At 45.9% G+C, this 24,301-nt stretch carries 29 protein-coding genes and 1 riboswitch; of the genes, 1 reads left to right on the forward strand and 28 read right to left on the reverse strand.

Annotated features, from left to right (window positions below; all coding sequences use genetic code 11):
• Window positions 1–21 precede the first annotated feature (21 nt).
• Window positions 22–109: riboswitch (cyclic di-GMP riboswitch) on the forward strand.
• A 68-nt stretch (window positions 110–177) separates the two neighbouring features.
• On the forward strand, window positions 178–849 hold the full coding sequence (locus B5D20_RS08720) for a hypothetical protein (RefSeq protein WP_078665853.1): 672 nt from the start codon (window positions 178–180) through the stop codon (window positions 847–849).
• A 61-nt stretch (window positions 850–910) separates the two neighbouring features.
• Here B5D20_RS08720 and nikC read toward each other — a convergent pair whose 3' ends face one another.
• The 28 genes from nikC to B5D20_RS13900 form a co-directional block, all read right to left on the reverse strand.
• Window positions 911–1,768, reverse strand: a complete 858-nt coding sequence (gene nikC / locus B5D20_RS08725) for a nickel transporter permease (RefSeq protein WP_078665854.1) — start codon at window positions 1,766–1,768, stop codon at window positions 911–913.
• A gap of 11 nt (window positions 1,769–1,779) precedes the next feature.
• Complete coding sequence (locus B5D20_RS08730) at window positions 1,780–2,784, reverse strand: ABC transporter permease (RefSeq protein ID WP_078665855.1); 1,005 nt, start codon at window positions 2,782–2,784, stop codon at window positions 1,780–1,782.
• Window positions 2,785–2,852: 68 nt separating this feature from the next.
• The gene (locus tag B5D20_RS08735; RefSeq protein ID WP_078665879.1) at window positions 2,853–4,466 is read right to left on the reverse strand and encodes an ABC transporter substrate-binding protein; all 1,614 of its coding nucleotides are present in this window, start codon (window positions 4,464–4,466) and stop codon (window positions 2,853–2,855) included.
• A 42-nt stretch (window positions 4,467–4,508) separates the two neighbouring features.
• Entirely contained in the window at window positions 4,509–5,489 is a 981-nt protein-coding gene (locus tag B5D20_RS08740) for an ABC transporter ATP-binding protein (RefSeq protein ID WP_078665856.1), read from the reverse strand.
• 3 nt (window positions 5,490–5,492) lie between these two features.
• Window positions 5,493–6,488 (reverse strand): ABC transporter ATP-binding protein, encoded by a 996-nt coding sequence (locus tag B5D20_RS08745; RefSeq protein WP_078665857.1) that lies wholly within the window; start codon window positions 6,486–6,488, stop codon window positions 5,493–5,495.
• A gap of 127 nt (window positions 6,489–6,615) precedes the next feature.
• Window positions 6,616–6,939, reverse strand: a complete 324-nt coding sequence (locus B5D20_RS08750) for a ribonuclease toxin HepT-like protein (RefSeq protein WP_143311841.1) — start codon at window positions 6,937–6,939, stop codon at window positions 6,616–6,618.
• A 36-nt stretch (window positions 6,940–6,975) separates the two neighbouring features.
• Complete coding sequence (locus tag B5D20_RS08755; RefSeq protein ID WP_078665859.1) at window positions 6,976–7,326, reverse strand: nucleotidyltransferase family protein; 351 nt, start codon at window positions 7,324–7,326, stop codon at window positions 6,976–6,978.
• A gap of 44 nt (window positions 7,327–7,370) precedes the next feature.
• Window positions 7,371–7,982, reverse strand: a complete 612-nt coding sequence (locus B5D20_RS08760) for a response regulator (RefSeq protein WP_078665860.1) — start codon at window positions 7,980–7,982, stop codon at window positions 7,371–7,373.
• Complete coding sequence (locus tag B5D20_RS08765) at window positions 7,957–9,285, reverse strand: sensor histidine kinase (RefSeq protein ID WP_078665861.1); 1,329 nt, start codon at window positions 9,283–9,285, stop codon at window positions 7,957–7,959. The genes B5D20_RS08760 and B5D20_RS08765 overlap by 26 nt, the downstream gene beginning before the upstream one ends.
• A gap of 12 nt (window positions 9,286–9,297) precedes the next feature.
• A complete protein-coding gene (locus B5D20_RS08770) occupies window positions 9,298–9,882 on the reverse strand; it encodes a DUF6305 family protein (protein ID WP_078665862.1) in 585 nt (194 codons plus the stop codon).
• A gap of 264 nt (window positions 9,883–10,146) precedes the next feature.
• Entirely contained in the window at window positions 10,147–10,431 is a 285-nt protein-coding gene (locus tag B5D20_RS08775) for a zinc-ribbon domain containing protein (RefSeq protein WP_078665863.1), read from the reverse strand.
• Between the two features lie 123 nt (window positions 10,432–10,554).
• Window positions 10,555–10,905 (reverse strand): flagellar protein FliT, encoded by a 351-nt coding sequence (gene fliT, locus B5D20_RS08780; RefSeq protein ID WP_078665864.1) that lies wholly within the window; start codon window positions 10,903–10,905, stop codon window positions 10,555–10,557.
• On the reverse strand, window positions 10,892–11,308 hold the full coding sequence (gene fliS / locus B5D20_RS08785; RefSeq protein WP_078665865.1) for a flagellar export chaperone FliS: 417 nt from the start codon (window positions 11,306–11,308) through the stop codon (window positions 10,892–10,894). Before fliS ends, fliT begins: the two co-directional genes overlap by 14 nt.
• Window positions 11,309–11,326: 18 nt before the next feature.
• Complete coding sequence (gene fliD, locus B5D20_RS08790) at window positions 11,327–12,820, reverse strand: flagellar filament capping protein FliD (RefSeq protein ID WP_078665866.1); 1,494 nt, start codon at window positions 12,818–12,820, stop codon at window positions 11,327–11,329.
• A 20-nt stretch (window positions 12,821–12,840) separates the two neighbouring features.
• Entirely contained in the window at window positions 12,841–13,185 is a 345-nt protein-coding gene (locus B5D20_RS08795; RefSeq protein ID WP_078665867.1) for a flagellar protein FlaG, read from the reverse strand.
• A gap of 92 nt (window positions 13,186–13,277) precedes the next feature.
• Window positions 13,278–14,393 carry a DegT/DnrJ/EryC1/StrS family aminotransferase gene (locus B5D20_RS08800; protein WP_078665868.1) on the reverse strand — a complete coding sequence of 372 codons (1,116 nt, stop codon included), beginning with the start codon at window positions 14,391–14,393 and terminating at the stop codon, window positions 13,278–13,280.
• Between the two features lie 5 nt (window positions 14,394–14,398).
• Window positions 14,399–15,037 (reverse strand): acetyltransferase, encoded by a 639-nt coding sequence (locus B5D20_RS08805; RefSeq protein WP_159071973.1) that lies wholly within the window; start codon window positions 15,035–15,037, stop codon window positions 14,399–14,401.
• 14 nt (window positions 15,038–15,051) lie between these two features.
• Window positions 15,052–16,182, reverse strand: coding sequence for a UDP-N-acetylglucosamine 2-epimerase (gene neuC, locus B5D20_RS08810; protein WP_242946635.1), 1,131 nt, complete (start codon window positions 16,180–16,182; stop codon window positions 15,052–15,054).
• 14 nt (window positions 16,183–16,196) lie between these two features.
• Window positions 16,197–17,231 carry an N-acetylneuraminate synthase gene (neuB, locus tag B5D20_RS08815; RefSeq protein ID WP_174183002.1) on the reverse strand — a complete coding sequence of 345 codons (1,035 nt, stop codon included), beginning with the start codon at window positions 17,229–17,231 and terminating at the stop codon, window positions 16,197–16,199.
• 19 nt (window positions 17,232–17,250) lie between these two features.
• Window positions 17,251–18,270 (reverse strand): UDP-N-acetylglucosamine 4,6-dehydratase family protein, encoded by a 1,020-nt coding sequence (locus B5D20_RS08820; RefSeq protein ID WP_174183003.1) that lies wholly within the window; start codon window positions 18,268–18,270, stop codon window positions 17,251–17,253.
• Window positions 18,254–19,558, reverse strand: a complete 1,305-nt coding sequence (locus B5D20_RS08825; protein WP_078665872.1) for a motility associated factor glycosyltransferase family protein — start codon at window positions 19,556–19,558, stop codon at window positions 18,254–18,256. The genes B5D20_RS08820 and B5D20_RS08825 overlap by 17 nt, the downstream gene beginning before the upstream one ends.
• On the reverse strand, window positions 19,558–19,896 hold the full coding sequence (locus B5D20_RS08830) for a DUF8042 domain-containing protein (RefSeq protein ID WP_078665873.1): 339 nt from the start codon (window positions 19,894–19,896) through the stop codon (window positions 19,558–19,560). Before B5D20_RS08830 ends, B5D20_RS08825 begins: the two co-directional genes overlap by 1 nt.
• On the reverse strand, window positions 19,889–21,673 hold the full coding sequence (locus tag B5D20_RS08835; RefSeq protein WP_159071974.1) for a motility associated factor glycosyltransferase family protein: 1,785 nt from the start codon (window positions 21,671–21,673) through the stop codon (window positions 19,889–19,891). The genes B5D20_RS08830 and B5D20_RS08835 overlap by 8 nt, the downstream gene beginning before the upstream one ends.
• 77 nt (window positions 21,674–21,750) lie before the next feature.
• On the reverse strand, window positions 21,751–22,575 hold the full coding sequence (gene hag, locus B5D20_RS08840) for a flagellin Hag (RefSeq protein ID WP_078665875.1): 825 nt from the start codon (window positions 22,573–22,575) through the stop codon (window positions 21,751–21,753).
• A 200-nt stretch (window positions 22,576–22,775) separates the two neighbouring features.
• On the reverse strand, window positions 22,776–23,000 hold the full coding sequence (gene csrA / locus B5D20_RS08845; protein WP_078665876.1) for a carbon storage regulator CsrA: 225 nt from the start codon (window positions 22,998–23,000) through the stop codon (window positions 22,776–22,778).
• Window positions 22,972–23,445, reverse strand: a complete 474-nt coding sequence (fliW, locus tag B5D20_RS08850) for a flagellar assembly protein FliW (RefSeq protein WP_078665877.1) — start codon at window positions 23,443–23,445, stop codon at window positions 22,972–22,974. Before fliW ends, csrA begins: the two co-directional genes overlap by 29 nt.
• An 11-nt stretch (window positions 23,446–23,456) precedes the next feature.
• The gene (locus B5D20_RS08855) at window positions 23,457–24,017 is read right to left on the reverse strand and encodes a DUF6470 family protein (RefSeq protein WP_078665878.1); all 561 of its coding nucleotides are present in this window, start codon (window positions 24,015–24,017) and stop codon (window positions 23,457–23,459) included.
• Between the two features lie 61 nt (window positions 24,018–24,078).
• The coding region (locus B5D20_RS13900; RefSeq protein WP_159444462.1) for a hypothetical protein at window positions 24,079–24,301 on the reverse strand (223 nt) is incomplete at its 5' end.

Consider the following 24,301-nt stretch of genomic DNA (forward strand, 5'->3'; position numbering starts at 1 on the left):
CCTGTTCGTATAATATAGCGAAAAGGAAAAAGGCAAAACCATCGAAAGGTGGTGACGCAAAGCTAAAGGGGCTACCGCAACTCCGTTGCCAGGCCAGCCAGCTGCCCGAGTGCGAGGCGATTTACCTCCTGCTCTGGCAGGAGGTAAAATTTTGAGCATTAAAAGGAGGTATGTCTTATGACTATCAAACACAAATTCCTGGCCACTTTTGTTGCCGCAATCCTGGCTCTTGGTCCTGTTTCCGCTGTTTTTGCTGAAGGGGAAACCACTACTACCACTGATGCTACAACCCAGACCACTGTTACTTCCGACACCTATGGCAATACCACTACTACTACCCAGGTCAATCCTTTTGAGCAGCAGGTTCTGCAGGTAAAAGCGGTGCTGGTTAAGCTGCTGGACAATCCGACCGATACAGCACTCAAGGCTGAGCTGAACAAGCTGATCACCAGCAAAAAAGATATCCGGGTTCTGGCCCAGGCTATCAATAGTCTGAAAAAAGATGCAGTGGCTGATTTCAAGAAAACTAAAGACAGTAAGACCTATGTGAAACGCATTCACCGGATCAATGAGCTGGCCAGGATGCTGAAAAAGGAAATTGTCAAACGGGAAAATGAAATTAAGAAAGAACAGAAAAAAGACAAGCGGGAACTGGCTCAATTAAAAGCCCAGGAAAAGAAACTGAAACAGGAACTGAAAGCCAAAGCCAAAGCGGAAAAAGCCAAACGTAAAATCGCTGAATTACAAGCTAAAATCAAAAAGTTGGAAGCTGAACTGGCTGCCGCTACCTCAGCTTTGAATCAAACTGCTCAGGCTACTACAACTGTTAATGCCTCCATTACCCAGTAAAAATCCAAGCCGCAGGCAAAGCCTGCGGCTTTGTTATTTAACCTCCACCGGGCAATGCGTTTTACTGTTTCAACCTGGGATCCAGGGCGTCCCGCAAACCGTCTCCCAGCAGATTAAAGCCCAGTACATTCAGCATAATGGCAATCCCGGGGAATATGGCCACCCAGGGCGCTTTAAGCAAGAGATCCCGGGTATCGGCCAGCATCGCCCCCCATTCCGGTGTAGGTGGCTGAGCCCCCAGGCCCAGAAAGCTGAGGCCGGCGGCATCGAGAATAGCTGTACCGATGCCCAGGGTAGCTGTTACAATAATGGGCGCAATGCAGTTGGGCAAAATATGGCGGAAAATAATGCGAGCATCCCTGGCCCCGATAGCTTTGGCCGCCTCGATATATTCAGTGGCTTTCACCGCCAGAACAGTAGACCGTACCACCCGGGCAAAGGTTGGCACATTCACCAGTCCGATGGCCACCATGGCATTTTCCAGACTGGGCCCCAGCACTGCCATGATAGCGATTGCCAGCAGGACACTGGGAAATGCCAGCATTATATCAACAATACGCATCAGGATGGAATCCAGCCAGCCGCCATAATAGCCGCCCAGAGCCCCCATCAGGGTGCCTACTATCAAAGCAATGCCTACAGAAATAACCCCCACTTCAACAGAGATGCGGGCACCATAAACAATCCTGCTAAAAATATCCCGGCCCAGCTTGTCCGTTCCCAGCCAGTGCTTGCTGCTGGGTGGTTGCAAGCGCTCCTTCAAACTCCCATCATGAACGGGGTCATAAGGAGCGATGAGCGGGGCAGCCAGAGCAGTAAACAGCAAGATAGCCACAATCAGCGCACCCAGCAGGGCAACTTTATTCCGCTTTAGCCGACGCCAGGCGTCAGCCCATAGTCCTCCTTTGTTCTGGCTCATGGCGCTCCTCCTTAACTGTAACGAATGCGGGGATCAATATAGGTATAAAGCAGGTCGACCAGAAGATTGATTAACACAAACAGCATGGCTATAAAAACAATACTGCTCTGCACCACCGGAAAATCCCTGGCCATTATGGCAGCATAGATATAGCGGCCAATTCCCGGCCAGGAGAAGATGGTTTCCGTCATTACAGCTCCACCCAGCAAGGAACCAAACTGCAAGCCGATTACCGTTAAAACCGGCAGGAAGGCATTGCGCAGGGCGTGCTTGAGCACAATCAGCCACTCCGCCAACCCTTTGGCCCGGGCGGTGCGAATATAATCCTGCCGCAACACTTCCAGCATGCTGGAGCGGGTCATGCGGGCAATGATAGCCATGGGGATAGTGCCCAGAGCCAGCGCCGGCAAGGCCAGGTGCCAGAGGGCATCCCTAAAAGCAGCCATATCCCCGCTGAGCAAGGCGTCCACAGTAATTAAGCCGGTAATCACTGGAACAGTATATTCAGTGCTCAGGCGTCCGGAAGGAGGGAACCAGCCTAAAGTCTGGGCAAAGAGGTAGATCAGCATCAGACCTAACCAGAAGATGGGCATAGAAACCCCGAACAAAGCTCCTACCATGGAGATATTATCAAAAAAAGAGTATTGTTTCACTGCCGCAATTATACCCGCAGTCAGACCGACGATCACCGCCACCAGCATGGCCGCCAGAGTCAGTTCCAGGGTGGCCGGGAAAAAAGTAGCCAGTTCCTTGCTTACCTGTTCATTGGTAACTATGGAACGGCCCAGATCTCCAGTCAGAATGTGGCTTAAAAAACGGCCGTATTGAATATATAAAGGGTCATTTAAACCCAATTGTTCTCGCAGTTCTTTTAGCGCCTCGGGTGTAGCCCGTTCGCCCAGCATGATCTGGGCCGGGTCCCCGGGAATAAAATGGATTAAGGAAAAAGCCAGCAGGGTTACACCAAAAAAGACGGGAATAATCTGGAGCAAGCGACGAACAATATATTGTGCCATGAATTTTCCTCCCTGAAAGAGAGAGCAAGAGGCCGGCCGCAACCGGCCTCTCCTCTGTCTTTACCAGCTTACTCTTTGTCAATGGTGTTAAAGCATTCACTACCAGTGGGATGAGGTACCCAGCCCTTGATATTTTTCCTGGCCGCAACCGGCGGGGTGGAATGAACCAGCGGTACCCAGGGAGCATCCGCTTTAATCAGCACCTGAGCCTGCTTGTACAGTTCAGCCCGCTTGTTCTGGTCGGATTCCTGCTGGGCTTTAATCAGCAGGTCATGAACCTTGTCATTCTTGTAGAAAGCAACATTTGAAGCAGAACCTTTGGTAGTGTTGTCCTTGTCCAGCAGAACATAGAGGAAGTTGTCGGGGTCACCATTATCCCCGGTCCAGCCCAGGAGATAGAGTTCGTGTTCCCCGTTTTCCCCTTTCTGGAGATAAGTACCCCAGTCAAAGGTTACGATTTCAGCCTGAATGCCCACAGCCGCCAGATCCTTCTGAATGGCTTCAGCAATTTGCTTGGGCTGCGGCATATAGGGCCGGGCGACCGGCATGGCCCAGAGCCTGGTCTTGAAGCCATTGGGGAAACCTGCTTCAGCCAGCAGAGCTTTGGCCTTAGCCGGATCATACTCATAGTCCTTCACTTCATCATTGTAACCCCAGAGAGAAGGCGGCAAGGGGTTCTTGGCCGGCTTGGCCAGACCAGCATAGAAGGCATCGATCAAAGCCTGCTTGTTGATGGCATGGTTAATAGCCTGGCGTACTTTTACGTTATCAAAAGGCTTTTTCTCGGTGTTCATGGCCAGATAGCCTACGTTCATAGAAGGACGCAGCAGTAACTGCAGATTGGGATCATTCTTGATTCCTTCTACATCATCGGGGTTTACCCCGATCATAGCATCAATAGTGCCAGCTTTCAGTTCCATCAGCCGGGCACTGTTATCAGGGATGGTGCGGAAGATAACCTTGTCAACTTTAGCTTTTTCGCCCCAGTATTCTTCATTCTTAACCAGGACTACTTTGTCATCCTTTTTCCATTCCACGAACTTAAAGGGACCGGTGCCCACCGGGTTTTTGAAGTAGTCCTGACCGTATTTCTTGATGGCTCCCGGGCTGGAAATACCGAAAGCAGCCATGGCCAGGTTGGCCAGGAAAGGAGCATTGGGTTTTTCCAGAATGAACTTGACGGTATACTCATCTACAGCTTTAACTTCCTTGATGATGCCGGGGAAACCGCCAAACATAGCGGCATAGTATTCGAAATCTCCCTGGTGATAGGGATTGTTCTTGTCGCGCCAGCGATCGAAATTGAATTTGACAGCTTCGGCATTGAAGGGCGTACCATCATGGAACTTAACTCCCTGACGCAGTTTGAAAGTCCATTCCAGCCCATCCTTGGAAGCTTCCCAGGACTCGGCCAGTGCCGGTTGGATCTCAGTGCTATCCTGCTTGTATTCTACCAGAGTGTCAAAAATTTGCTGGGTAACATAGATGGATTCACCATCGGTAACATTGATGGGGTCCAGACCGACGGGGTCACCGGACTTGGCGAAGATGAAGGTTTTTTCTTTCTTCTCTTCCCCTGCCGGTTTGCCGCCGTTGTCGGCGCTTTTGCCGCCACCGCAGCCGCTGAGCAGAGTACTTAAAGCCAGCACACCAGCCAGGGCCAGGGACCACAGTTTCCGCATTTTCACAACTCTCAACCTCCTCATATTGATATTTGCCTGACCTCAATGACTGCCCACTACTACCGGACAGGCAACCTGATGGCCCTGTCCCACTTCCTGCAAACGTGGTACCTCCTGCCGGCAGCTCTCTCTGGCCAGCGGGCAACGGGTATGGAAATTGCACCCCGCTGGCGGGTTGACCGGACTGGGCACGTCCCCTTGCAGGATAATGCGTTCCGCCTTGCGGCCCGGTTTAGGTAAGGGAATGGCGGAAAGCAGGGCCCGGGTGTAAGGATGCATTGGATTGCGGTATAGCTCCCCGGCTGAAGCTATTTCCACAATCCGGCCCAGATACATTACTGCCACCCGGTGACTGATGTGTTTCACCACACTCAGGTCATGGGCAATGAAGATATAGGTCAGGCCAAACTCTTTTTGCAATTGTTCCAGCAGGTTAACTACTTGAGCCTGCACGGATACATCCAGGGCTGATACCGGCTCATCGCAAACAACCAGTTTGGGCTTAACAGCCAGGGCCCGGGCGATACCGATACGCTGTCTCTGCCCGCCGGAAAACTCATGGGGGAAACGCTCGGCATGGTAATGGGGCAATCCCACGACATCCAGCAGCCTCTTGACTTCCCGGGCCGCCTCTCTACGATCGGCCAGCCCGTGAACCAGCAGGGGCTCAGCGATAATCTCCCCTACCGTCAGGCGCGGGTTCAAGCTTGCATATGGATCCTGGAAGATCAGCTGCATTTCCCGGCGTTTATGCCGCATTTCTTCCCGGCTCAGTCCCAGCAGGTCCTGACCCTCAAACAACACTTTCCCGCCTGTGGGCTCTAATAACCGCAAAACACAACGCCCGGTAGTGGATTTGCCACAACCCGATTCCCCTACTAAACCCAGGGTTTCCCCTCTGGCCACACTGAAGGAAACACCATCTACCGCCTTCACCGCCCCCACCTGTTTCTGCCGGATAAAACCTTTAGTAATGGGAAAATGTTTTTGCAAATCGATTATTTCCAGTAATGGCTGGGTCATGGCTTAAACCTCCGTTTTTTCCTCGGCATAGAGATGACAGGCTACCAGGTGGCCCGGTGCCAGTTCCCTGTACTGCGGCCTTTTCTTCTCACAGAGGGAGCTTTTGTGCTTACAACGAGGAGCAAAAGCGCATCCTTCTGGCAGATTGCGCAAATCCGGCGGTCCGCCTTCAATGGGCTCCAGCGGCTTTTTCTCCTCGGCCTCCAGGTCTGGCAAAGAGCCCAGCAAGCCCCAGGTATAGGGATGTTTCGGTTCGGCAAACAGAACCTCAGCAGGGGCATATTCTACCGGCCGCCCGGCATACATCACCAGGACATCATCACACATCTCCGCCACCACCCCCAGGTCATGGGTGATAAGCAGGATAGAGGTATGGAAGTCCTCTTTCAGTTTTTGCATCAAGTCCAGAATCTGGGCCTGGATGGTTACATCCAGGGCCGTAGTAGGTTCATCAGCAATCAGCAGTTTAGGATTACAGCTAAGCGCCATGGCGATCATGGCCCGCTGCCGCATCCCGCCACTGAACTGGTGGGGATAACTCTGAGCCCGGCGTTCCGCTTCCGGGATACCCACCAGTTCCAGCATCTTCACTGCTTTCGCCCAGGCCTCCTTGCGACCCAGCCCTTGATGTAAACGAATAGCTTCTGCAATCTGTTCCCCTACCGTCAGCAGGGGATTGAGGCTGGTCATCGGGTCCTGGAAAATGAAAGCAATATCATTACCCCGAATGGCCCTGAGCTCTTTTTCCGATTTGGTGAGCAGGTTTTCGCCATTGAACCAGATCTCCCCGCCCTCGATTTTACCCGGCGGTTTGGGGATTAGCCCCAGGATCGACATAGCGGTAATGGATTTTCCGGAACCTGATTCTCCCACTACCCCCAGGGTCTCGCCCTTGTTGAGCCTGAGATTGACCCCGTCTACCGCCTTGACCACCCCTTCCGGAGTGTAGAAATATGTGCGCAAATCCTTGATTTCCAGCAAAATTTCCTCTGTCTTCATTTTCGCCGCTCCTGTATTCAATCTTTCTGCTCTATTACACCTTTGTTTCTTTGCTGCTATTATGGCATAAATATAAATACTTTGCTATTTTTTCTCATATTTATCTCAGAAAAGAAAAAAGCCTGAACTAATTGCCAGGCTTACTGAAATACTGAATAAAGGCATTAATTTGTTTTTTAGCTTCCTGGTATACTTCCGGTAACTCATTGACCAATGGTTCCATACGACTCCAGACCAGTTGAAAGCCATAAGTATGATGAATAATATGTCGGAAACTACGATATTCCGCCAGTTTCTCACCCAATTCTTTTGATATTAAAGCTGGCCGGGTTTCTGGAATGGCAAGACACATTTGTTCCGCCAGGTCCCTGTGCCAATTTCTGCCCTGAGGAAGGCTTTCATCGATATCTCTGAAAACGCTCATATACTTGATCAAGATTATCCAGTTCATCGGCAATTCTGGCCAAAGCAATGCGGTAACGCCCGGTCATATTTCCACCCCATTTCGCAGGTTTTTCTCCCAGCCGGGAGGCAGTTCCTCCGCTAATAAAAGATCTACACTGAAAGGATCTGCCAGTCTCAGGCAATCATCCAGGACCTTGAAATATCGTTGCTGATCTTTAAATCCACTAATTACCAGATCCAGATCCGAATTGACACCAAATCTCCCCTGAGCCAGTGAGCCGATCAACCAGACTTTTTCTACCTGCCATTGTTGTTTTAAATAATCGGCAATAATTCGTGCTTTCTGCCAGCCCAGTTGCTGCAACTCTTCGATTTTCTTCTGCTCTCTCGCTCTCAATTCATCCCAATTGGGCAAAAATACTCGCTCTGGCATAAAATCATCTCCAGAAGATGGCTGTACTAATATTATGCCATGTTTTAATCCTTTTGCCAAATATACTTGTTTTTGGGCCGTCCTACCCGACCGTAATCACAGCAAATGACCACTTTCCCTTCCTGCACCAGATACATGAGATAGCGATGGACAGTGGGATAGGCCAGCTCCACCCCGGCCTGAATCTCCTCAATGGTCAGAGGTTCGGTTTGCTGGCGCAGAAAAGCAGCAATGGATTCCAGGGTTTTGGCACTCATGCCTTTTGGTAAATCTGAAACCTGTTCCCGCCGCAGTTGACCATACTGCAAGTGAACCCGCAAACGGGCAATCAAGTCCGGGGCTTTAATAGGCTTTAAGGCAAAATCGCTGGCCCCTGCAGCCAGAAAGGCATCACAGATTTCCTGCCGTTCGTCCACTGTAAGGACAATAATCGGTGTATGGCTATCCAGTTCCCGCAAACGCTCAACGGTTTCCAGGCCATCTAAGGCCGGCATGTGGTAATCCACCAGCACCAGATCCGGATGATGGCGGGTGAACAGCTCCAGCCCGCGAGCCCCATTTTCCGCTTCTATCGCTTCCCAGCCAGCAAATTTGCAAATTTCCCCGACAGTATAGCGAATAGCGGCATCATCATCGATAATCAGGATTTTGGCCAAGCAAACTACCTCCTTCCCGCTCTTCCGGTAGCAATATTTTTATCCTTGTCCCCTGACCTCTTATTGAGCTGATCTCAATTTTCCCCTGATGTTGAGTTATCACCTGTTTGACAAAAAACAACCCTAACCCCGATGGCTGTTTTTTGGTGGAAAACCCCCACTCCCAGATCTTTTCCAGCTGTTCCGGTTCCATGCCCGGACCGTTATCTTCGATAATAAATTCCACCCAACCGTCATGCCCTCTGGTGCTGAACTTAATCCGGGCATCCGGCTGATGGGCAGTGGCTTCAAAGGCATTTTCCAGGATATTGATCAAGGCCCGGGTGATGCGAATATGGTTAATCGCTAATTCCCGCTCTGCTCCCTGGATATCAAAAATCACCGTCTGCCCGGTATAACGGGGCAATACATGGGCCCTGATGTAATTGACCAGATCTCCGACGGAAATCCTGGTTCTTTTAGCCTCTGCCAGGATTTCCGAAACCATGGCACTGGCATTATCCACCGCCTGGGCGATTTTTTCACTGTACTCCCGGATTTGTTCCTGTACCGTTAGAAGACCCACCAGAGAATTCAGGCCAGCAATAGTAGTCAAGGGTGTCTTGAGGTCATGCACAAGAGTGTGCATTTCCTGTAAATTGCGCAATTCCAGCCAGCGTAAGCGTTCTTCCCCTGATTGAACAGCGGCCTTATAACTATGATAGTACATAGCCTGTAACTGGGTGGCCACTATGGTCAGCAATGCAGTCAATATGGCCAGACTCACCAGAATCAGGCTGATGGCTGTGGCATCACCCAGAAAACTGCTTACCTCGGCCAGGGCGTAGGCTAACTGCCCCTGCGGCCAGAGGGGCCAAAAGCGCAGCCATTCCATGGTAGCTAAACTTAACGGCATCAAAAATAATACCGTTAAAGGCGGTTTATAATCTGCCATAGTTATTACCATGACCAGTGCAAAACTCCAGAACCAGATGGCCAGGGTTAAAAACCAGGGTGGAGTCTCACCCCCTAAAAAATAAGCATAGCTTTCCGCCCCTATAAAGGCCAGGAACGCCACTATGGCCGCCACCTTTTTCCCCAGGGGCCAGCTTAATTTCCAGAGGGTAAAGGACAAGAGCATAGGTACCAGGTCCAGCAGAAAGTAATATAAAAAGCCATAAGCCAGCCCCAGTAGCACCATACCCTCTCCGCTTATCCCGGCCTTTTCATAATAGTTCACTGCCAGCTCTGCCAGAGGTTGAAACAGAGGCGGTCCTACCAGGGCAAGCATTAAAAAGCATATCACCAGAATCTTTTTCGCCATCAGTTTGCCTCCTTAGCGAAAAACTGCATTGAGAGGAATTTTGGCCTGTTCAAAACTGGATACCCGGCTTAAAAGTCCTTGATAGGTTTCCAGTTGCCAATCTTGCCCGGGTGTTATTTCAATAACCAGCAAATAATCAAGATAGGGCCAGATGGCGGTTAAATCCGGCCCCGGCTGGCACAAAACTCCAATTATCCTCATCCCCTGCCCTCTGGCCACCGCCACCAGATTCAAAACCCGCTGCCTCTCTTCCTGCCAGTCCGTATAAGCCGCCTTCATGCTGTGAACATTGTAATCAATAACAACGATCAGGGTTTTATAACCGGTTAAATCCCTGTATTCCGCTTTATATCGAAAGGTATGGTCAATATTCAAGACAGATGTAAGGCGGTTGATTATTACTCCGCCTGGCCCCTGTCCCAGGCCGGTTACCAGTACCGGTTCCCTGGCAATGGGCACCGGTAAATGGGGAATTTCTGTTGCTTCAGGCGCAGATATTCCTTTTTCCGACCAGAAAAACAAGCCAGCCAGGACATAAAAGCAAAGTAAAAAGAAAACTACCATCCACTTTTTCCAGTAAGTAACCTTTGCTGACATCTTAAAACCTCTTTCGACATTTTTAATGACATTATTATTCTTCTTTCGCTATCGACTGGTCTCTTCCTGCCCGGTTGTGAATAAAAACCTGTGGATAATGTGGATAAGTCAGTGGATAACTGTTATTTCAAACCTTTTTTCTGTGGAAAACTTTTAGGACAACTTTTTCGCTACAAAAATTCTGTCGAAAGAAAAAACCCGGAGCTAAAACTCCGGGTCGTTCTTCCCTTGTTATCCCGTTTATTGTAACAGCACAGGCGCTACTTACAGAGCAGCCCGCTTGGCAGAGTAGCAGTCACGGCAATAGACAGGACGATCTTCTCTGGGCATGAAGGGAACTTGAGTTTCGGCACCGCACTCAGCGCAAACAGCAGCATAGGTTTCCCGCTGAGGTCTTTCGGTCCGGTTGTTTTTGCGAGCGTTCCGGCAGGAACGGCAGCGCTGGGGTTCGTTTTCGAAACCCTTTTCGGCATAGAATTGTTGTTCACCAGCGGTGAAAACGAATTCCTGCCCACAGTCTTTACACACGAGAGTCTTGTCTTGGTACATGTAGAAATCCCTCTTTCCTGAATAGGTATTATTCCCTTCGCCCAGGTAATATGGCTATTACTCAAGCAAAGGTATAGTCTTATTATAGCTGGTAATTGATGAAAGTGCAAGAGGAAAGAGGAATTATTTTTTGCGGTCAAAGAAAATGGCATCGGGAATGAAATTATTATCCGCTTCATAAGTCCAGACAGCTTTTCGGGCCTGTTGCTGAAATTTTATCTGACTGGCCAGTTCCTCTTTTGTCTTTAAAGCCAGCTCCAGCATCGCCTGATCTTTCTCTCTGATTGTGGTCATGAGATCGCTGTAAGCAGAAATATTATTTTCTTGGACATTTCCTAGCCATTGCAATAAATCTCCGCGCTCCGTCAATAAGCCTTCCAGTTTATCTATTTCTTTATTCAACAATAGAGTGATGATCTCTTCTGTTAAATCGAGGAGACGGATCAGCACCCGTTCTATCTCATTTTGCCACATTCAGGCCACCTCGGACCATGCTGTTATTGTTGTTTTTTGCAATCAGGGCAGCCTGGGCAAAAGCCTCTTTCAGTTCTTTGAAAAAACCAATAACCTCATTAATGATAGTTGCATCTTTTTTAATATTGGCTTCAATTAAACGACGATTCATATAATCGTAAAGAGCTGCTAAATTTTCCGCAATGGGATAACTCCTGTCCAGGGTTGCCAGTAGTTCCAGGACTATATTTTGGGCCTTTACCAGGTTGGTATGAGCTTCACTGATATCCTTCTGCTCTATTGCCTGAACAGCTTTTTGACAGAACCTGATCCCACCATCCAGAAGCATTAAAAGGAGTTTTTCCGGGGTTGCCGTGTTTATTTGGTTATCAAGATATTGTTGATACGGATTGGTTACTGTCATTACTTAATCCCCCGCTTTCTATTTTCCGCCACCAAACTGGGAAGCTAACCAGCTGCTTTGTGCGTTCATCATGTTAATAGCCCGCTCTAAAGCTGCAAATTGTCGATAGTAGCGGTCTTCTTTTTCTTTTAAACGATCTTCTGCTGCGCTAATTCTGTTATTAATTTCTTTAAGTTCTTTTCCAAGGGTGCTATTATCAACCAAACTATATGTGTAAATTGACCCCGCTTTAGCTGAAAATTTGTTAATTTGGTTGCTGATCTCATCATATAAACGTATGGCTATCCCTTTTTCCGCTATTACTGTACTATCCTTACGGAAAATGTTCATCACATCATCAGGGTTGGTATTCAGTTTTTCTCTTAATTTCGACTCGTTCAAATAAAGTTTGCCATTTTCCTGATATAAGCCAGTAGTAATACCAATCTGGGATAACTGGTTGAAACTACTGGGTAGGCCCTGGATAATACTGCTTAACACACTCCTCATCCCACCCAGCGCAGAACTTATTAAACTATCTCCTTTCAGCAAGCCGCTTCGGGCTTTTTCTTCCCATTTTTGTTGCATAGTTTCGGAGAGCTGTTGCCGCTGTTCGTCAGTCAAAGGCAGGTAATCCTTATAACGCTCTTCCGAAAACTTTTTGTTAAAAAGCTCAATAGTTTCATTGTATTTGTCAACAAAACTTTTTATTTTGGCTACTACCGAATCCACATCAGCATTAACACTAATATTAACCGGTGTAGCAGATTCGCTTTTTAAATCTAAGGTTATACCAGCGATTGTAACCTGATTGCTGCCAAAGGTTAAATTGGTTGCATCATTAAAATCAATTATCGCATTTTTCCCTATGACTTTCGTTGTATCATTATTTGCAGCATCAAGGGATACATTGAGTTTTAAAGTATTGGTTAAAAAATTGGCACCGTCACTGCCTGCTACTGTACCGGAAAAATCGATTTGTGCTGTCGCTCCAATAGCAGTAGTTACCAAATAAAGTCTGTCTGTTGTAGTGTCATAAGAAGCATTAACCCCTGCTCCCGCAGCATTAATTTTGCTCACAACTTGATTAATATTATCACCGGCATTAATTGTAATATCTTTACCATTTAATCGAAAAGTTAAATTAACCGCTGTCAGACTCTGACTGGGATTAGCCGCAACCCCCATTGCCGCTGTTGATGATTTGCTTGCTCCCTGGGCCAAACTATGCACAGTCACTTTATAATTACCTACAACTGCTGCTGAACTGGCATAGGCTTGAACGACCTTTTCATCTGCAGATGTAGCTTTTTTGGCCCGAAAAGTCCCTTCCAGTTTCAGGTTAAAAACTTCATTACGTAATGCAGCCAGTGCCGAATTCAAACTGCGATAATCTTCTTTTTTCCATTCGATAATCTGTTTCTGCTGTTTTAATTTATCGACTGGTATTCGTTCTGCTTTCATTAAATCTTTGATGATTTGATCTGTATCCAGGCCTGTAGCCAGACCTCCAATCCGCAAGTTACCACTCATGGTATTCACCCACTTTCAAATCAGGCCTTTTTGTCTACAATAATTCCGGCTAGCTCCCAGAGTTTTGCGATGATGTCCAGTAATTTTTTGGGTGGAATCTCCCGGATAACTTCTTTTGTTTTATCATCAATCACCGAAATGACCACTTGATTAGTCGGTTTGTGTACTTCATATTCAAAATGTCTTTCTGATCCTTCCAAAACTTTATTTGCCTTTTCTATAACCAGTTGCAACATTTGCTCCTGGTTTTCAATCTTCATATCAGTCTGCTGTTGACTTTCTTCCGGCAACTTCGCTTCTTTATTAATCCTGGCTGGCTCAATATTATTAACATTATTAACCAGCACCCGATTATCAATCTTCATGATAATCCCTCCGCACAATTATCCTTAAATTTATTATCGTAAACAACCCAAAAAAAACAAATGCCATCTGGCTTAAATAACTCTTATTCTCATTATTTTTTAGCTGTTCTAATGGCTTTTTTTATAACATTGACTACATAATCGATTTCAGTTTCAGATAAATTATTATGAAAAGGTAGGGCTACAGTTTTGCTGGCTATTTTTTCACATACAGGAAAATCCCCTTTGCGGTATCCAAATGTCTCACAATAAAAAGGTTGTAAATGTATGGGTTCAAAATAAGCCCGGCAGGCAACCCCTTCAGCTTGCAATTCATGCATAAATAACTCCCGGTTAATATTTTCCGCTAATGTAATCACATAAACAAACCAGCTTATTTTATTTTCCGGTTTTACTTCAGGTATCTTGATTTCATCCAGCTCTTTTAATCGCATATTATATTCCTGTGCTACTTTTTCCCTCTTGGCCATAATCTCCTCAATCCGGCTCAACTGAGCTAAACCCAGGGCACAGCTCATCTCATCCATTCTGTAATTATAGCCCAATCGTTCATGTATCAGCCAGCGTCCCTCTTTACCCCGGCCCTGATTGCGCATAGAACGGCAAAGTTCGGCAATATCATCCCTGTCTGTTACGATAATCCCACCCTCACCGGTGGTCATCTGTTTGTTGGGATAGAAAGCAAATACCGCTGCTTCCCCAAAGCTTCCTGCTTTTCTGCCTTTATATTCGGCTCCTATTGCCTCACAGGCATCCTCAATAATCGTGAGATTGTATTTGGCAGCGATCTCTCGGATTCTATCCATTTCACAACACTGTCCAAAAACATGGACCGGTAAAATAGCCCTGGTTTTTTCAGTTATGGCAGCTTCAATCTTGTTTGGGTCCAGATTATATGTCTCAGGTTCAATATCCACAAACACAGGGCGAGCGCGCTCAAATAACAGGCAGTTGGCACTGGCAACAAAACTAAAAGGGGTAGTAATTACCTCATCCCCTTCCTGGATCCCCAATGCTCTAACTGCCAAATGCAAGCCACTAGTACCACTGTTAACAGCGATGGCGTGTTTTACGCCTGTATATTCTGCCATCCGGGTTTCAAATTCAATCATCCTGGGCCCTAAAGCTAATTGCCCTGAGCGTAAAACCTCCACAACCATGTCTATTTCCCTCTCCGTTATATCCGGAGCTGAAAGCGGTATCTTCATCTAGTTTACCTCCGTTTCTCAAGCTGTCTGGCCGGAACCCCCACTACCGTAGATCTGGGCAGAACATCGGAAATCACCACAGCACCAGCTCCTATCACCGCCTCTGCCCCAATTTTTATGTTTTGAATAACGGTAGCACCAATACCAACATGGGCACCCCGGCCAACCTGGACTTTACCAGCCAATCTAGCACCGGGCGAAATATGTACATTATCTTCAATTATATTATCATGTTCAACTATGGCTCCAGTGTTGATTATTACATTGGAACCAATTTGCACATCGGTGTTAACAATACTGCCAGCTGCAATTACATTATTGACCCCCATTCTGACAGTAACACTAATCAGGGCTGATGGGTGAATGGCATTGATGAATTTCAGTCCAGCTTTTTTTGCTTGTTCAGCCATTTGCGCCCGCGCCTGATTGTCTCCGATAGCAATTATACAGTCTGTATAGCCAGCCTCCTTTAATCCCGGCAATTTTTCGATATTACCTATGACAGGTATATTTTTTATTTTTTGCCCGAACAATTGCGGATTCTGGTCTACAAAAACAATATCCTCCCACTGGGATTGTGCTAAAACTATATCCAGCACCACCCGCCCATGCCCACCAGCTCCTACAATAATCAACTTAGCCATTTTAACCCCCACCATTAATAGGCTATCTGTTTATTTAATAAATCCCGATTTATCTCAATCCTGGCCAGTAAATCTGCAACTCTTGGACCGGTTTTACCATCTCCATATGGATTATCATAAGTTCGACGCCCATCTTTAAGTGCTTTTATAATAGCAGCATAAATCATTTCCTCATTATAATCGACATCAATCACATTCGTTGCTCTCTCTCTACCAGCTTGACGAGATCCAATATTTATAACCGGTAAACCGCAGCTGGGGGCCTCAATAATTCCACTGCTGGAATTTCCTATCAACACAGCAGCAATCTGCATTAAACCCAGAAAATCGGCAGAAGGGATGCTGGGAAAGGTTTGCAGCCAGGCCCTATTTTGGTATTGCCTAATTATTTCCAGCATCCGCAGGTGCCCGGCATCGGAATTGGGATGGATGAGAATAGTTGGCAACTGTAGCCGTTCCAGCGCCCGCATTGTCTGTTCCATTTGCCAGCCTGCCTCAGTATATTCCCAGTTGACCGGATGCTGTAAAACCAGTAGCAAAGGCCTTTTCTCATCGATCCGATATTTTTGTACGAGAATTTCTCTGGCGGTATATTGTTTATTGATAATATAATCCAACCCGGCCGCTCCGACGACATAGATATTTTCCGGTTTTTCCCCCATTTTAATCAGTCTTTCTCTGCTGCTTTCAGTGGCAGGAAAGTGAATATGGGCCAGTTTGGTAATTGCATGACGGACCGACTCATCGATCGTTCCTGAAACTTCTCCACCATGTAAGTGGACAACAGGAATACCCAGGTGAGAAAAAACAATGGCTGCAGCCAGCATTTCCCCCCTGTCCCCCAGTACCAGTCCCAAATCAGGTTCAAGCTGACCTATTGCTTCTGTCAACCCCAGAATCGCCCGACCAATAGCCTTTGCCATCTCGTCTGGACCGTCCGTTTCAGAGAGAATGGGTACTTCCGCTGCTATGGCAAAACCATCTTGCCTGATTTGTTCAATAGTCCGCCCAAAACGGGTGTGCAAATGCATACCTGTTACTATTAACTGCAAACTTAATTCCTGGTGCTGGCTGATAGCTGTCAAAATCGGTTTATAAATACCATAATCGGCTCTGGTGCCGGTAATTACAGCAATTTTCCTCATAATTCACCTCAAAATCATTCGAGCATATCCCAGGTCAATGGCTGATCGGGTGCAATATCCACTTTTGCCTTTCTGCCAATGACCTTGCTATATAACCCTGGTTCAATCCCAGTACCCGGTCTCTTAATAGCAATCATATCTTCTCGAATAGTCACCCCGCTGGGAATAAACTGACTGGAAACGATACTCTTTCGTGCTACAAGTTTATTGGCCGTCTCTATTTCTGTACATTCCTTCCTTTTGTTGCCCAGTGCTTTTTCTACATTTCTGATTTGCCGTACCATTAAAGTTAATTCCTCGGGATTGAGGGAAGCCTGCTGGTCTGGGCCCGGCAGGTTTTTGTCCAGAGTAAAATGCTTTTCGATAACGATCGCTCCCAGGGCAACTGCAGCTACTGCTACTTCCGTCCCCAGTGTATGGTCGGAATATCCTACCATCGGCCCAAACTTTTCTTGTAGTAAGTTGATCGCTCGCAAATTTACTATTTCTACAGGAGTTGGATAAGCAGTTGTGCAATGCAATAAAACAAGAGGGCAGTTGGAAAGTATTTGAACCGCTTCGGTTATTTCTGATAAATTAGCCATCCCCGTAGATAAAATAACGGGTTTGCCAAGGGAGTTGATTTTATGCAAAAAAGGCTGGTTATTCAAATCTCCGGAACTGATCTTAAACAACTCCACCCCTAACGAATGTAGAAATAACAAACTCTCTTCATCAAAAGGTGTAGACATGAAACGGATTCCCTTAGCCTGACAGTAGGCAAACAGCTCATAATGGTCCTGTTCACTTAACTCAAGTTTTTTTAACATAGCAAACTGGGATTCCCCGGTTTCAGTAGATTTCTTCTGGTAATCTGCTTTTGGCGCATTTCTGGTCACCAGTTTCTCTGCTTTAAAAGTTTGAAATTTGATAGCATCAGCCCCTGCTGCAGCTGCCACATCTATCATTTTTTTCGCTAATTGCAGGTCTCCATTGTGATTAACCCCTGCTTCAGCAATGATAAAAACTGGCTGTTCGGGCCCAATTTGCCTATCCTTTAATACAATCATGCGCATTTCCTCCTGACTCTCAGTCAGTCGCCCGTTTGTACAGTAAACCTAATCGATATAACATTTCTTTAATCTCTGTTTTAGTCAGCAAGGGTCCGGCATCGGAACGATAGGCCTGATACTGACCTTCGGTATTATAACTGGCCGGATCGATACTGGGGTAAATAACAAACATACCGGGTAGTTCCACTGCCCGTGTAGCCTCATCAGCTGTCATCAATTCTTCATGGGGTTTTTCTCCAGCTCGCAAACCAATAACCTCGATTCTGATATCCCTGGCTGTATAATTATGTTTTGGCGCAACCTCTTCGATTATCACTTCCGCCAGATCTCCCAGCCTTAAAGCTGGCATTTTCAGAATAAAGGTCTCCCCGCCCCGAGCGATTTCTCCTGCTTTCAGGACCAGTGCCACTGCCTCGGGAATGGACATCATAAACCTGGTCATCTCCGGATCAGTTATAGTTAAAGGTCCACCCCGGGCAACCTGTTGGATAAACAAAGGAATGACTGACCCCCTGGACCCCATAACATTGCCAAAACGCACACAGGCAAAAACAGTTTTCCTGGCTCCTTTATAGTAATTGGCAGCAGCCATGAGTTTCTCTGCTAATAGTTTGGTTGCCCCCATGGTATTGGTAGGATTAGCTACCTTGTCTGTACTGATGGCAATTACCCGTTCCACTTCTTCATCAAGAGCACATTCAATAATATTCTGGGTACCAAGGACATTGGTCTTAACTGCCTCAAAGGGATTATACTCACAGGCAGGAACATGTTTCAGAGCCGCCGCATGAAAAACAACATCAATCCCTTCCATAGCCCGTTTGAGTCTTTCCTTGTCCCTGATATCCCCCAGTAAATAGCGGATATTGGTATGTGAACGAAACTCATGTTGTAGTTCAAACTGTTTCGATTCATCCCGACTATAAAGGCGAATAACTTCAGGCTGAAATTGCAAAAGCTGCCTGACCAGTTCACTGCCAATCGTGCCTGTTCCCCCGGTCACCAGGATGCGTTTTCCTTTATAAATCTCTTCCATCCTCTTGCCGCCTCCTTAAGGCAAAACGCCAGTAACTCGCCAGTGGTTCATGCCGCCAACCAGGAATATATGCTCCGCCTTCCGTACAGTTCCAGAGTAATTCCTTTCCAGGAAACATAAGGGCATAATTCTCAAACCATTTGAGGTAAGAAAACAAATTGAGGGAAGTAGGTACCTTGCCCCGCTGATCATAACCATCTACCCAGAGTAAGCTATGATCCGCGATTATCTGCCGTGCCGCCACCGTATCTGCTGCATGACTGTAACCGTCTGTATAAGCCAGGTCCTGTCCAACCAGGCCAACAGAGGATGCACCCAATTTCACCAGTAGATCCAGCAAACAGGTAGCTACTGAGCCACCGGTTAAAATAAGGGGTTGATTGCGTTTCTCTGCTTCCAGTTCCGCAGGTGCAAACCCTTTTTGCCAGACAATATACCTTGGCCCCTGATAACTGGCCACTACAGAATGATTTGCCGTTGAAAGATAAAACAAAGGTGGAAGTGGTAAATTAATTTCTACATTAAATTGTTCACTAATTTTTTCATTGGGGTCAGAAATCATTACCAGGTCCGGTATTATACCTGCCTTAACCAGGGGCTTCAGGGCTGTACCCACTGTCGCAATTTTAATAGAGCCTTCTGCAGCAATTTCTTTTAAAATCGAGAGTTGTTTGGTTAGAGACGGTCCTGCCGAGACCAGAAGAACAGGGCTGCCGTTGATGAATTTATTGCAAGCTGTAAGACCAGGATCGTTTAAAGTAAGATTGTGAGCAAAATTTTCTTCAAGTAACTTTTTCTGATTTTTATAAGCTCTCTGTTGTAAAAGATAACTTTCCAGGACTTTTTTAACTGGTGACAGAGCCTCAGACATCAGGGCCAGAGAATGATTGTGAATAAAAACCATATTTTCAGGAGCCAGAAGCAAAGGTAATAATATATTCTTTATTTCTTCTATATTTTCACTGCAATAGATTTTAACTCTCTCGGACAGTCTGAGCAGGTGTTGTTCTTTTATCCAATTATAGAAGTGCGGGTTAAATTCCCATACTGTTATAGGAAAATCGGGGTATTGTTCAGCCAGAATATGGACATGATAACCCAGCCCCAGCCCGATTACCACCAGGGCCTGAGGGTGACCGGTCATCATCTCTGTCCAGCCTTTAACCCACTGCTCGGCTTCACGTAAAGGGTCGTATTTACTGTGTAAATAGATTTCCTTATTTCCCTCTCTGATTTTTACCGTCGGCAAACCAGTTCTGCTTATAATTTTCTCCCAGGTAATGCTCATTAATTATCCAACCACTCTTCCAGGACTGGTACAATCTCATATTCCAGCAAATCGCCCAGCAGAATATAATCGCGGTTAGCGAGAGCTGACTCCAGTTCCGAAAAATGCATAGTTAATTTGCTTGGATCAATCTCTGTTAAAAGGCCAAATTTTTGCAATTCACTTACAGCAGTGATAACCCACTCTAATCCTTCAATGGCTGCCGGCAGTAATTGCATGGCACTGGCTTCATCAGCAGTATGAAATTGCTCGGCAATTTTTTGACAACCTGCAATCAATTTGGGCAGATATTCCGCCAAACTGGCCATGGTTTCATTTAGTAAATCTTCTTTATTCATCTGCATTATCCTCTCTTAGTTTTTCAATAATCTCAGTAACATAAATAACAGCCTTATTGATGGAACGGTAAAGAGCCTCTGATTTATCCAGAATTCTCTTAGTCCGTTCCACAGCCGTTTCCCTGGCTGGTTCCAGATAGAGATGATTGATGCGGAAAATTTCCGGCATAATGGCAAAATGTACTAAATTACTCTTTAACAACTTATTCAATTCCTCATCTATTTTATCCAATTTAGTCAGAATTTTGGCATTAACATGTTCAGTTTGCCGGGAAACCCCCTTTAATAAGTCAAGTGCCTTATGACATAATCGCTCTACTTGTTTTAGTTTAACCATTTCCTCCTTGTAACTTTTCTCAATCCTGTCCCTAACCTGTTCCGGTTCAATATCTTGCAAATAGAGACTGGCCAGGTGAGCACGGACATCCCGGTTACAATAGCGTTCGATAAACTCTCTAAAACTAATGTGTTCCATTCCTTCGATGTAAACTCCACCTTCAGTAGCATTATAAACCGGTCGCAGGTCCCCGTAGACTTTCCGCATGGTCAGCAGCTGGTCTTCAAATTGTTTCTTCATGTTGAGAAAAGGATAATCGGTAATAACTTCTTCTCCATAAAAACCTTTAGTACGCAAATATTTTTTACCATCCACTTTTTCCGGTTCCAGCTGTACTTCTTTAAAATATTTGTTTCCTTCTGCATGGGATTTATTGCCTGTATAGGCCAGGTCCTGGCCAATAAAACAAATCGGCCCCGAACTAATCTGTCTGGCCAGGTCAAAACAAAAATTGGCTACTGAAGGACCGCCTCTGACATAGCCCAGAGGCTCTCCATAAACCTGGTCAGCCCATTCTGCCAGTTGCTGGTTATCGCTATTAAAAACCACTTTTATACCCCTGTGTTTTGCCGGAATCTCTTTATGCACAATCAAAGCATAATATAACGGAATATCATCAATTTCTATCCCTTCAAAATGTTTCAGGTTAGCTGTGCTGCCATCAATGGTTACTACCAGATGGGGTTTAACTCCCCCGCTTAACAGAGGATTAATGGTTGACCCTGCAGCTATAATTAATGCTTGATCTTTAATTTTCTTTAATAATTCGAGCTGTTTATTTAAAGATGGCCCTGACGCAGCAATTACCACAGGGCAATCCAGTTTTCCTGCCAAACGCCGAAAAGGTATTGATTTCCAGGAAAAATAGAGATTAGACAAAAAATTATCCTGCCAGGTTTGGGCAAAATACTTGATAGTATTCAAATTTACCAGTTCCAGTTTGCTTACTTCCAAAACCAGTTTTTCCAGTTGATTTTTTTCCTCAGGCAAAAGTTTGTCATAATTGGGAGAACATAAAACTTCCACTCGACCTGCATATTGCAGATTAATTATAAAGCGCAAATGACGTTCAATTTCCATGCGTTCAAATCCAACCAAAATAAGTACGCGCTCATGCGCATAAAACTGGTGTAAATCAATAAATTTAGCTGCTTCTAGAAAGAGTTCAGCAACAGGTTCTATGATCAGCAAAAAATCATTTTCATCCAGGTGTCGCAAAAGTTCTTGAGCAAAATACCCTGCACCAAAACCGAATAAAATGTGTAAATGGTTTTTTTGGTAATGAACTTCTGCCCAACGTTGAGCCTCTTTAATTGGATCATAGCGGCTGTGCAAAAACAAGCCATTGACAATTACATAAGGTTGACCTTTTTTACTGTTCAGTATATTGATTTGAAACTCTTTAAATTGACTATTTTCTAGTTTGATTATTTCTCCCATTTCCATTTCTCCTTAAAACTAATACTAAAATAGGCAACCTGTAAAGGCTGCCTATTTTAGTATCAATCATAAACTTATTACCGGAGTAACTGCAGAACCCCTTGCGGCTGCTGGTTGGCCTGCGCCAGCATTGCCTGAGCAGCCTGAGTCAGGATGTTGTTCTTGGTGAATTCCATCATTTCCTTGGCCATATCTACATCACGGATCCGGGATTCAGCAGCTGTCAGGTTCTCAGCACTGGTATCCAGGTTGTTGATGGTGTGTTCCAGCCGGTTCTGATAGGCACCCAGCTTGGAACGTTCGGTAGATACTTTGGTAATGGCGTTATTTACTACTGTTACAAAGGAAGTAAAGTTACCGTAAGTAGACAAACCGCTGATTTTAGCCTGGGTTAAATTAGCATCCAACGCTGATGCATTCATTGCATTAATAACTAGCTTGATATTTTGTCCGGAATTGGCTCCTACCTGGAAGATATAAGAGTCATTCTTCTGGAGCAGTTTTTGGGTGTTAAATTCAGTATTAGCTGCAATACGATCAATTTCCTGCTTCAGTTGCAATAATTCATCCTTGATGGCGCTTCGGTCTGCTGTAACGTTGGTATCATTGGCCCCCTGTACAGCCAGTTCCCGCATCCGCTGCAGGATAGAATGGGTTTCATTCAAAGCACCTTCAGCAGTCTGGATCAGGGAGATACCATCCTGGGCGTTCCGGGAAGCCTGTTGCAGACCCCGAATTTGACCCCGCATTTTTTCAGAGATGGAAAGACCAGCAGCATCATCTCCAGCTTTGTTAATGCGCAGACCGGAAGAAAGTTTGGCGATCGAGTTGGAAGCTGCAGCAGTATTAGCAGTCAACTGCCGATAGGTGTTTAGAGATGCGATGTTGTGATTAATTCTCATAATTTTTCATCCTCCTTGATATTATTTTTCGGCATCCATGCCGAAATTTTTCCCGCCGTCATCCGGCCGCTATGACGGTGGGTGATTTGCTCAATAATATTATCGTAAGATGATAATTTTTATTTACATCGTATTTCAGAAAATATATGCATTCTAGATTGTTTATAAAAAAATATCTCCTGATTACTCTGATTGACAACTTATTTTAAGATTTTTTGCATCTCCGCCAAACTTTCTAAATTTACCCCCTGAGCTTCCCGGTTGGTAACTACAATCGCTTCATAAACCTCCTTCCGCCAGACCCCAATTTCTCTGGGAGCAGAGATGGCCAGTTTCACTCTATCCCCCTTGATTTCCACCACTTTTACTTCAATCCCTTCCCCCAGAACCAGGGACTCACCTGCTTTCCGACTCAGTACCAACACGGGTTTCACCCCCTTGAGCGGCTGGCAGCAAATAATGTCTTACCGAATATCGTTTATCTTCCAGAACGACCTGTTTGGCCAGTCCTTTACGAGCATTTATGAGCACAGGGGCCTTTAAATTAACACTGATATCCTTGATATTCTCCGGAATCCGGACAATCAACAAAATCCGCAAGTCTGCCTGGTCGTCAATTTCCAGTAATTCCAGTTCTTCCGGCGGGAAAACAGGATGATAGTCTGCTAAAATTGTGCCAGGTTCTACTACCACAAAGGCCGGTTCCGGACTGTTTACCGCCTGCAGCCAGAAGAAAGGACCAGGGTTGTTCTGGTCATGCAACACCACATATTGTTTGATATCTTCAAAACCCAGAATAGGGCCAATAAAATTAAGAATATCTTCCTCATTTATTTTAATGACGCCAAAAGCTTTGGTGGTAATTTCCATCCCAATTCCCCCTATTTGCGTATGTCTACAACGCTACCGATAAATTCTATTTGCAACTCTGGTTTCTGGGCCAGGTAGATTTCCACTTTGCCCGGTTGATAATCATGGATTACCTGTCCCGGCCGAAAACTAATTTCCACCTTTCCCGGTTCGATCAAAAGCTTTTTACCTCCACTAACAGTGATTTCCGGTCGTGACTGAGGAATGAAGGCAATGTTGAACTCTGCCGGCGGTGGATTAGCAACAGCCTCAGCCTGCTCGGCCAGGGGATTACCCTTATGTTCAATAGCGGCCAGTTCATCTCCTTCTTCTGCCCGCCTTCCAATGCCCTCTAATACCAGCTGTTTAGCCCGCTCCGCCTCATCTCGCGTAAGATCAAACACATTCTTCAATCCAGTTTCAGCAAAACAGGGATATTGATTGATTTCCACCCGAAAAGGCTCCCCTACCATTTCCGTTTTGGTAGGTTGAGTTGTAATCTCAATCCTAGCCGGTATCTGTTCCAGCCGTTGCTGTGCCGGAATGGCATTTATTTCAATTCGTGGCCATACATGAGTTATGCGGAATTGCATGGCTCACCACTCCTTGAACAAATTCGCCCTTCGGGCGACTTAAAAGAGTAAGCCGCAAAGCTTACTCTTTTTCCCCTTTATAAACCATGCCTCCAGGACAATAAGGACATTCCAAAATTGGCATTCCTGGTGAGCCCAGGTTATCCAATTTGTCCATAGCTTTCATCTCATCTACGATAAATGCTGGCACTTCCTCTTTATACCCACATTTCTGACAATGATAATTGTAATAGGTTTCCTTCTTCTGTCCTTCGAAGGGAAGCTCCCAGTCCAGCAGTAGATCT

Origin of the sequence: Carboxydocella sporoproducens DSM 16521, assembly GCF_900167165.1 — a bacterium.
In the GTDB taxonomy this organism is placed as follows: Bacteria; Bacillota.

What these genes read in the sequence shown, in the direction of transcription:
- B5D20_RS08720 (WP_078665853.1), top strand. Translation starts at nt 178, where the DNA reads ATGACTATCAAACACAAATTCCTGGCCACTTTTGTTGCCGCAATCCTG.
- nikC (WP_078665854.1), bottom strand. Translation starts at nt 1,768, where the DNA reads ATGAGCCAGAACAAAGGAGGACTATGGGCTGACGCCTGGCGTCGGCTA.
- B5D20_RS08730 (WP_078665855.1), bottom strand. Translation starts at nt 2,784, where the DNA reads ATGGCACAATATATTGTTCGTCGCTTGCTCCAGATTATTCCCGTCTTT.
- B5D20_RS08735 (WP_078665879.1), bottom strand. Translation starts at nt 4,466, where the DNA reads ATGCGGAAACTGTGGTCCCTGGCCCTGGCTGGTGTGCTGGCTTTAAGT.
- B5D20_RS08740 (WP_078665856.1), bottom strand. Translation starts at nt 5,489, where the DNA reads ATGACCCAGCCATTACTGGAAATAATCGATTTGCAAAAACATTTTCCC.
- B5D20_RS08745 (WP_078665857.1), bottom strand. Translation starts at nt 6,488, where the DNA reads ATGAAGACAGAGGAAATTTTGCTGGAAATCAAGGATTTGCGCACATAT.
- B5D20_RS08750 (WP_143311841.1), bottom strand. Translation starts at nt 6,939, where the DNA reads ATGAACTGGATAATCTTGATCAAGTATATGAGCGTTTTCAGAGATATC.
- B5D20_RS08755 (WP_078665859.1), bottom strand. Translation starts at nt 7,326, where the DNA reads ATGCCAGAGCGAGTATTTTTGCCCAATTGGGATGAATTGAGAGCGAGA.
- B5D20_RS08765 (WP_078665861.1), bottom strand. Translation starts at nt 9,285, where the DNA reads ATGGCGAAAAAGATTCTGGTGATATGCTTTTTAATGCTTGCCCTGGTA.
- B5D20_RS08770 (WP_078665862.1), bottom strand. Translation starts at nt 9,882, where the DNA reads ATGTCAGCAAAGGTTACTTACTGGAAAAAGTGGATGGTAGTTTTCTTT.
- B5D20_RS08775 (WP_078665863.1), bottom strand. Translation starts at nt 10,431, where the DNA reads ATGTACCAAGACAAGACTCTCGTGTGTAAAGACTGTGGGCAGGAATTC.
- fliT (WP_078665864.1), bottom strand. Translation starts at nt 10,905, where the DNA reads ATGTGGCAAAATGAGATAGAACGGGTGCTGATCCGTCTCCTCGATTTA.
- fliS (WP_078665865.1), bottom strand. Translation starts at nt 11,308, where the DNA reads ATGACAGTAACCAATCCGTATCAACAATATCTTGATAACCAAATAAAC.
- fliD (WP_078665866.1), bottom strand. Translation starts at nt 12,820, where the DNA reads ATGAGTGGTAACTTGCGGATTGGAGGTCTGGCTACAGGCCTGGATACA.
- B5D20_RS08795 (WP_078665867.1), bottom strand. Translation starts at nt 13,185, where the DNA reads ATGAAGATTGATAATCGGGTGCTGGTTAATAATGTTAATAATATTGAG.
- B5D20_RS08800 (WP_078665868.1), bottom strand. Translation starts at nt 14,393, where the DNA reads ATGAAGATACCGCTTTCAGCTCCGGATATAACGGAGAGGGAAATAGAC.
- B5D20_RS08805 (WP_159071973.1), bottom strand. Translation starts at nt 15,037, where the DNA reads ATGGCTAAGTTGATTATTGTAGGAGCTGGTGGGCATGGGCGGGTGGTG.
- neuC (WP_242946635.1), bottom strand. Translation starts at nt 16,182, where the DNA reads ATGAGGAAAATTGCTGTAATTACCGGCACCAGAGCCGATTATGGTATT.
- neuB (WP_174183002.1), bottom strand. Translation starts at nt 17,231, where the DNA reads ATGATTGTATTAAAGGATAGGCAAATTGGGCCCGAACAGCCAGTTTTT.
- B5D20_RS08820 (WP_174183003.1), bottom strand. Translation starts at nt 18,270, where the DNA reads ATGGAAGAGATTTATAAAGGAAAACGCATCCTGGTGACCGGGGGAACA.
- B5D20_RS08825 (WP_078665872.1), bottom strand. Translation starts at nt 19,558, where the DNA reads ATGAGCATTACCTGGGAGAAAATTATAAGCAGAACTGGTTTGCCGACG.
- B5D20_RS08830 (WP_078665873.1), bottom strand. Translation starts at nt 19,896, where the DNA reads ATGAATAAAGAAGATTTACTAAATGAAACCATGGCCAGTTTGGCGGAA.
- B5D20_RS08835 (WP_159071974.1), bottom strand. Translation starts at nt 21,673, where the DNA reads ATGGGAGAAATAATCAAACTAGAAAATAGTCAATTTAAAGAGTTTCAA.
- hag (WP_078665875.1), bottom strand. Translation starts at nt 22,575, where the DNA reads ATGAGAATTAATCACAACATCGCATCTCTAAACACCTATCGGCAGTTG.
- fliW (WP_078665877.1), bottom strand. Translation starts at nt 23,445, where the DNA reads ATGGAAATTACCACCAAAGCTTTTGGCGTCATTAAAATAAATGAGGAA.
- B5D20_RS08855 (WP_078665878.1), bottom strand. Translation starts at nt 24,017, where the DNA reads ATGCAATTCCGCATAACTCATGTATGGCCACGAATTGAAATAAATGCC.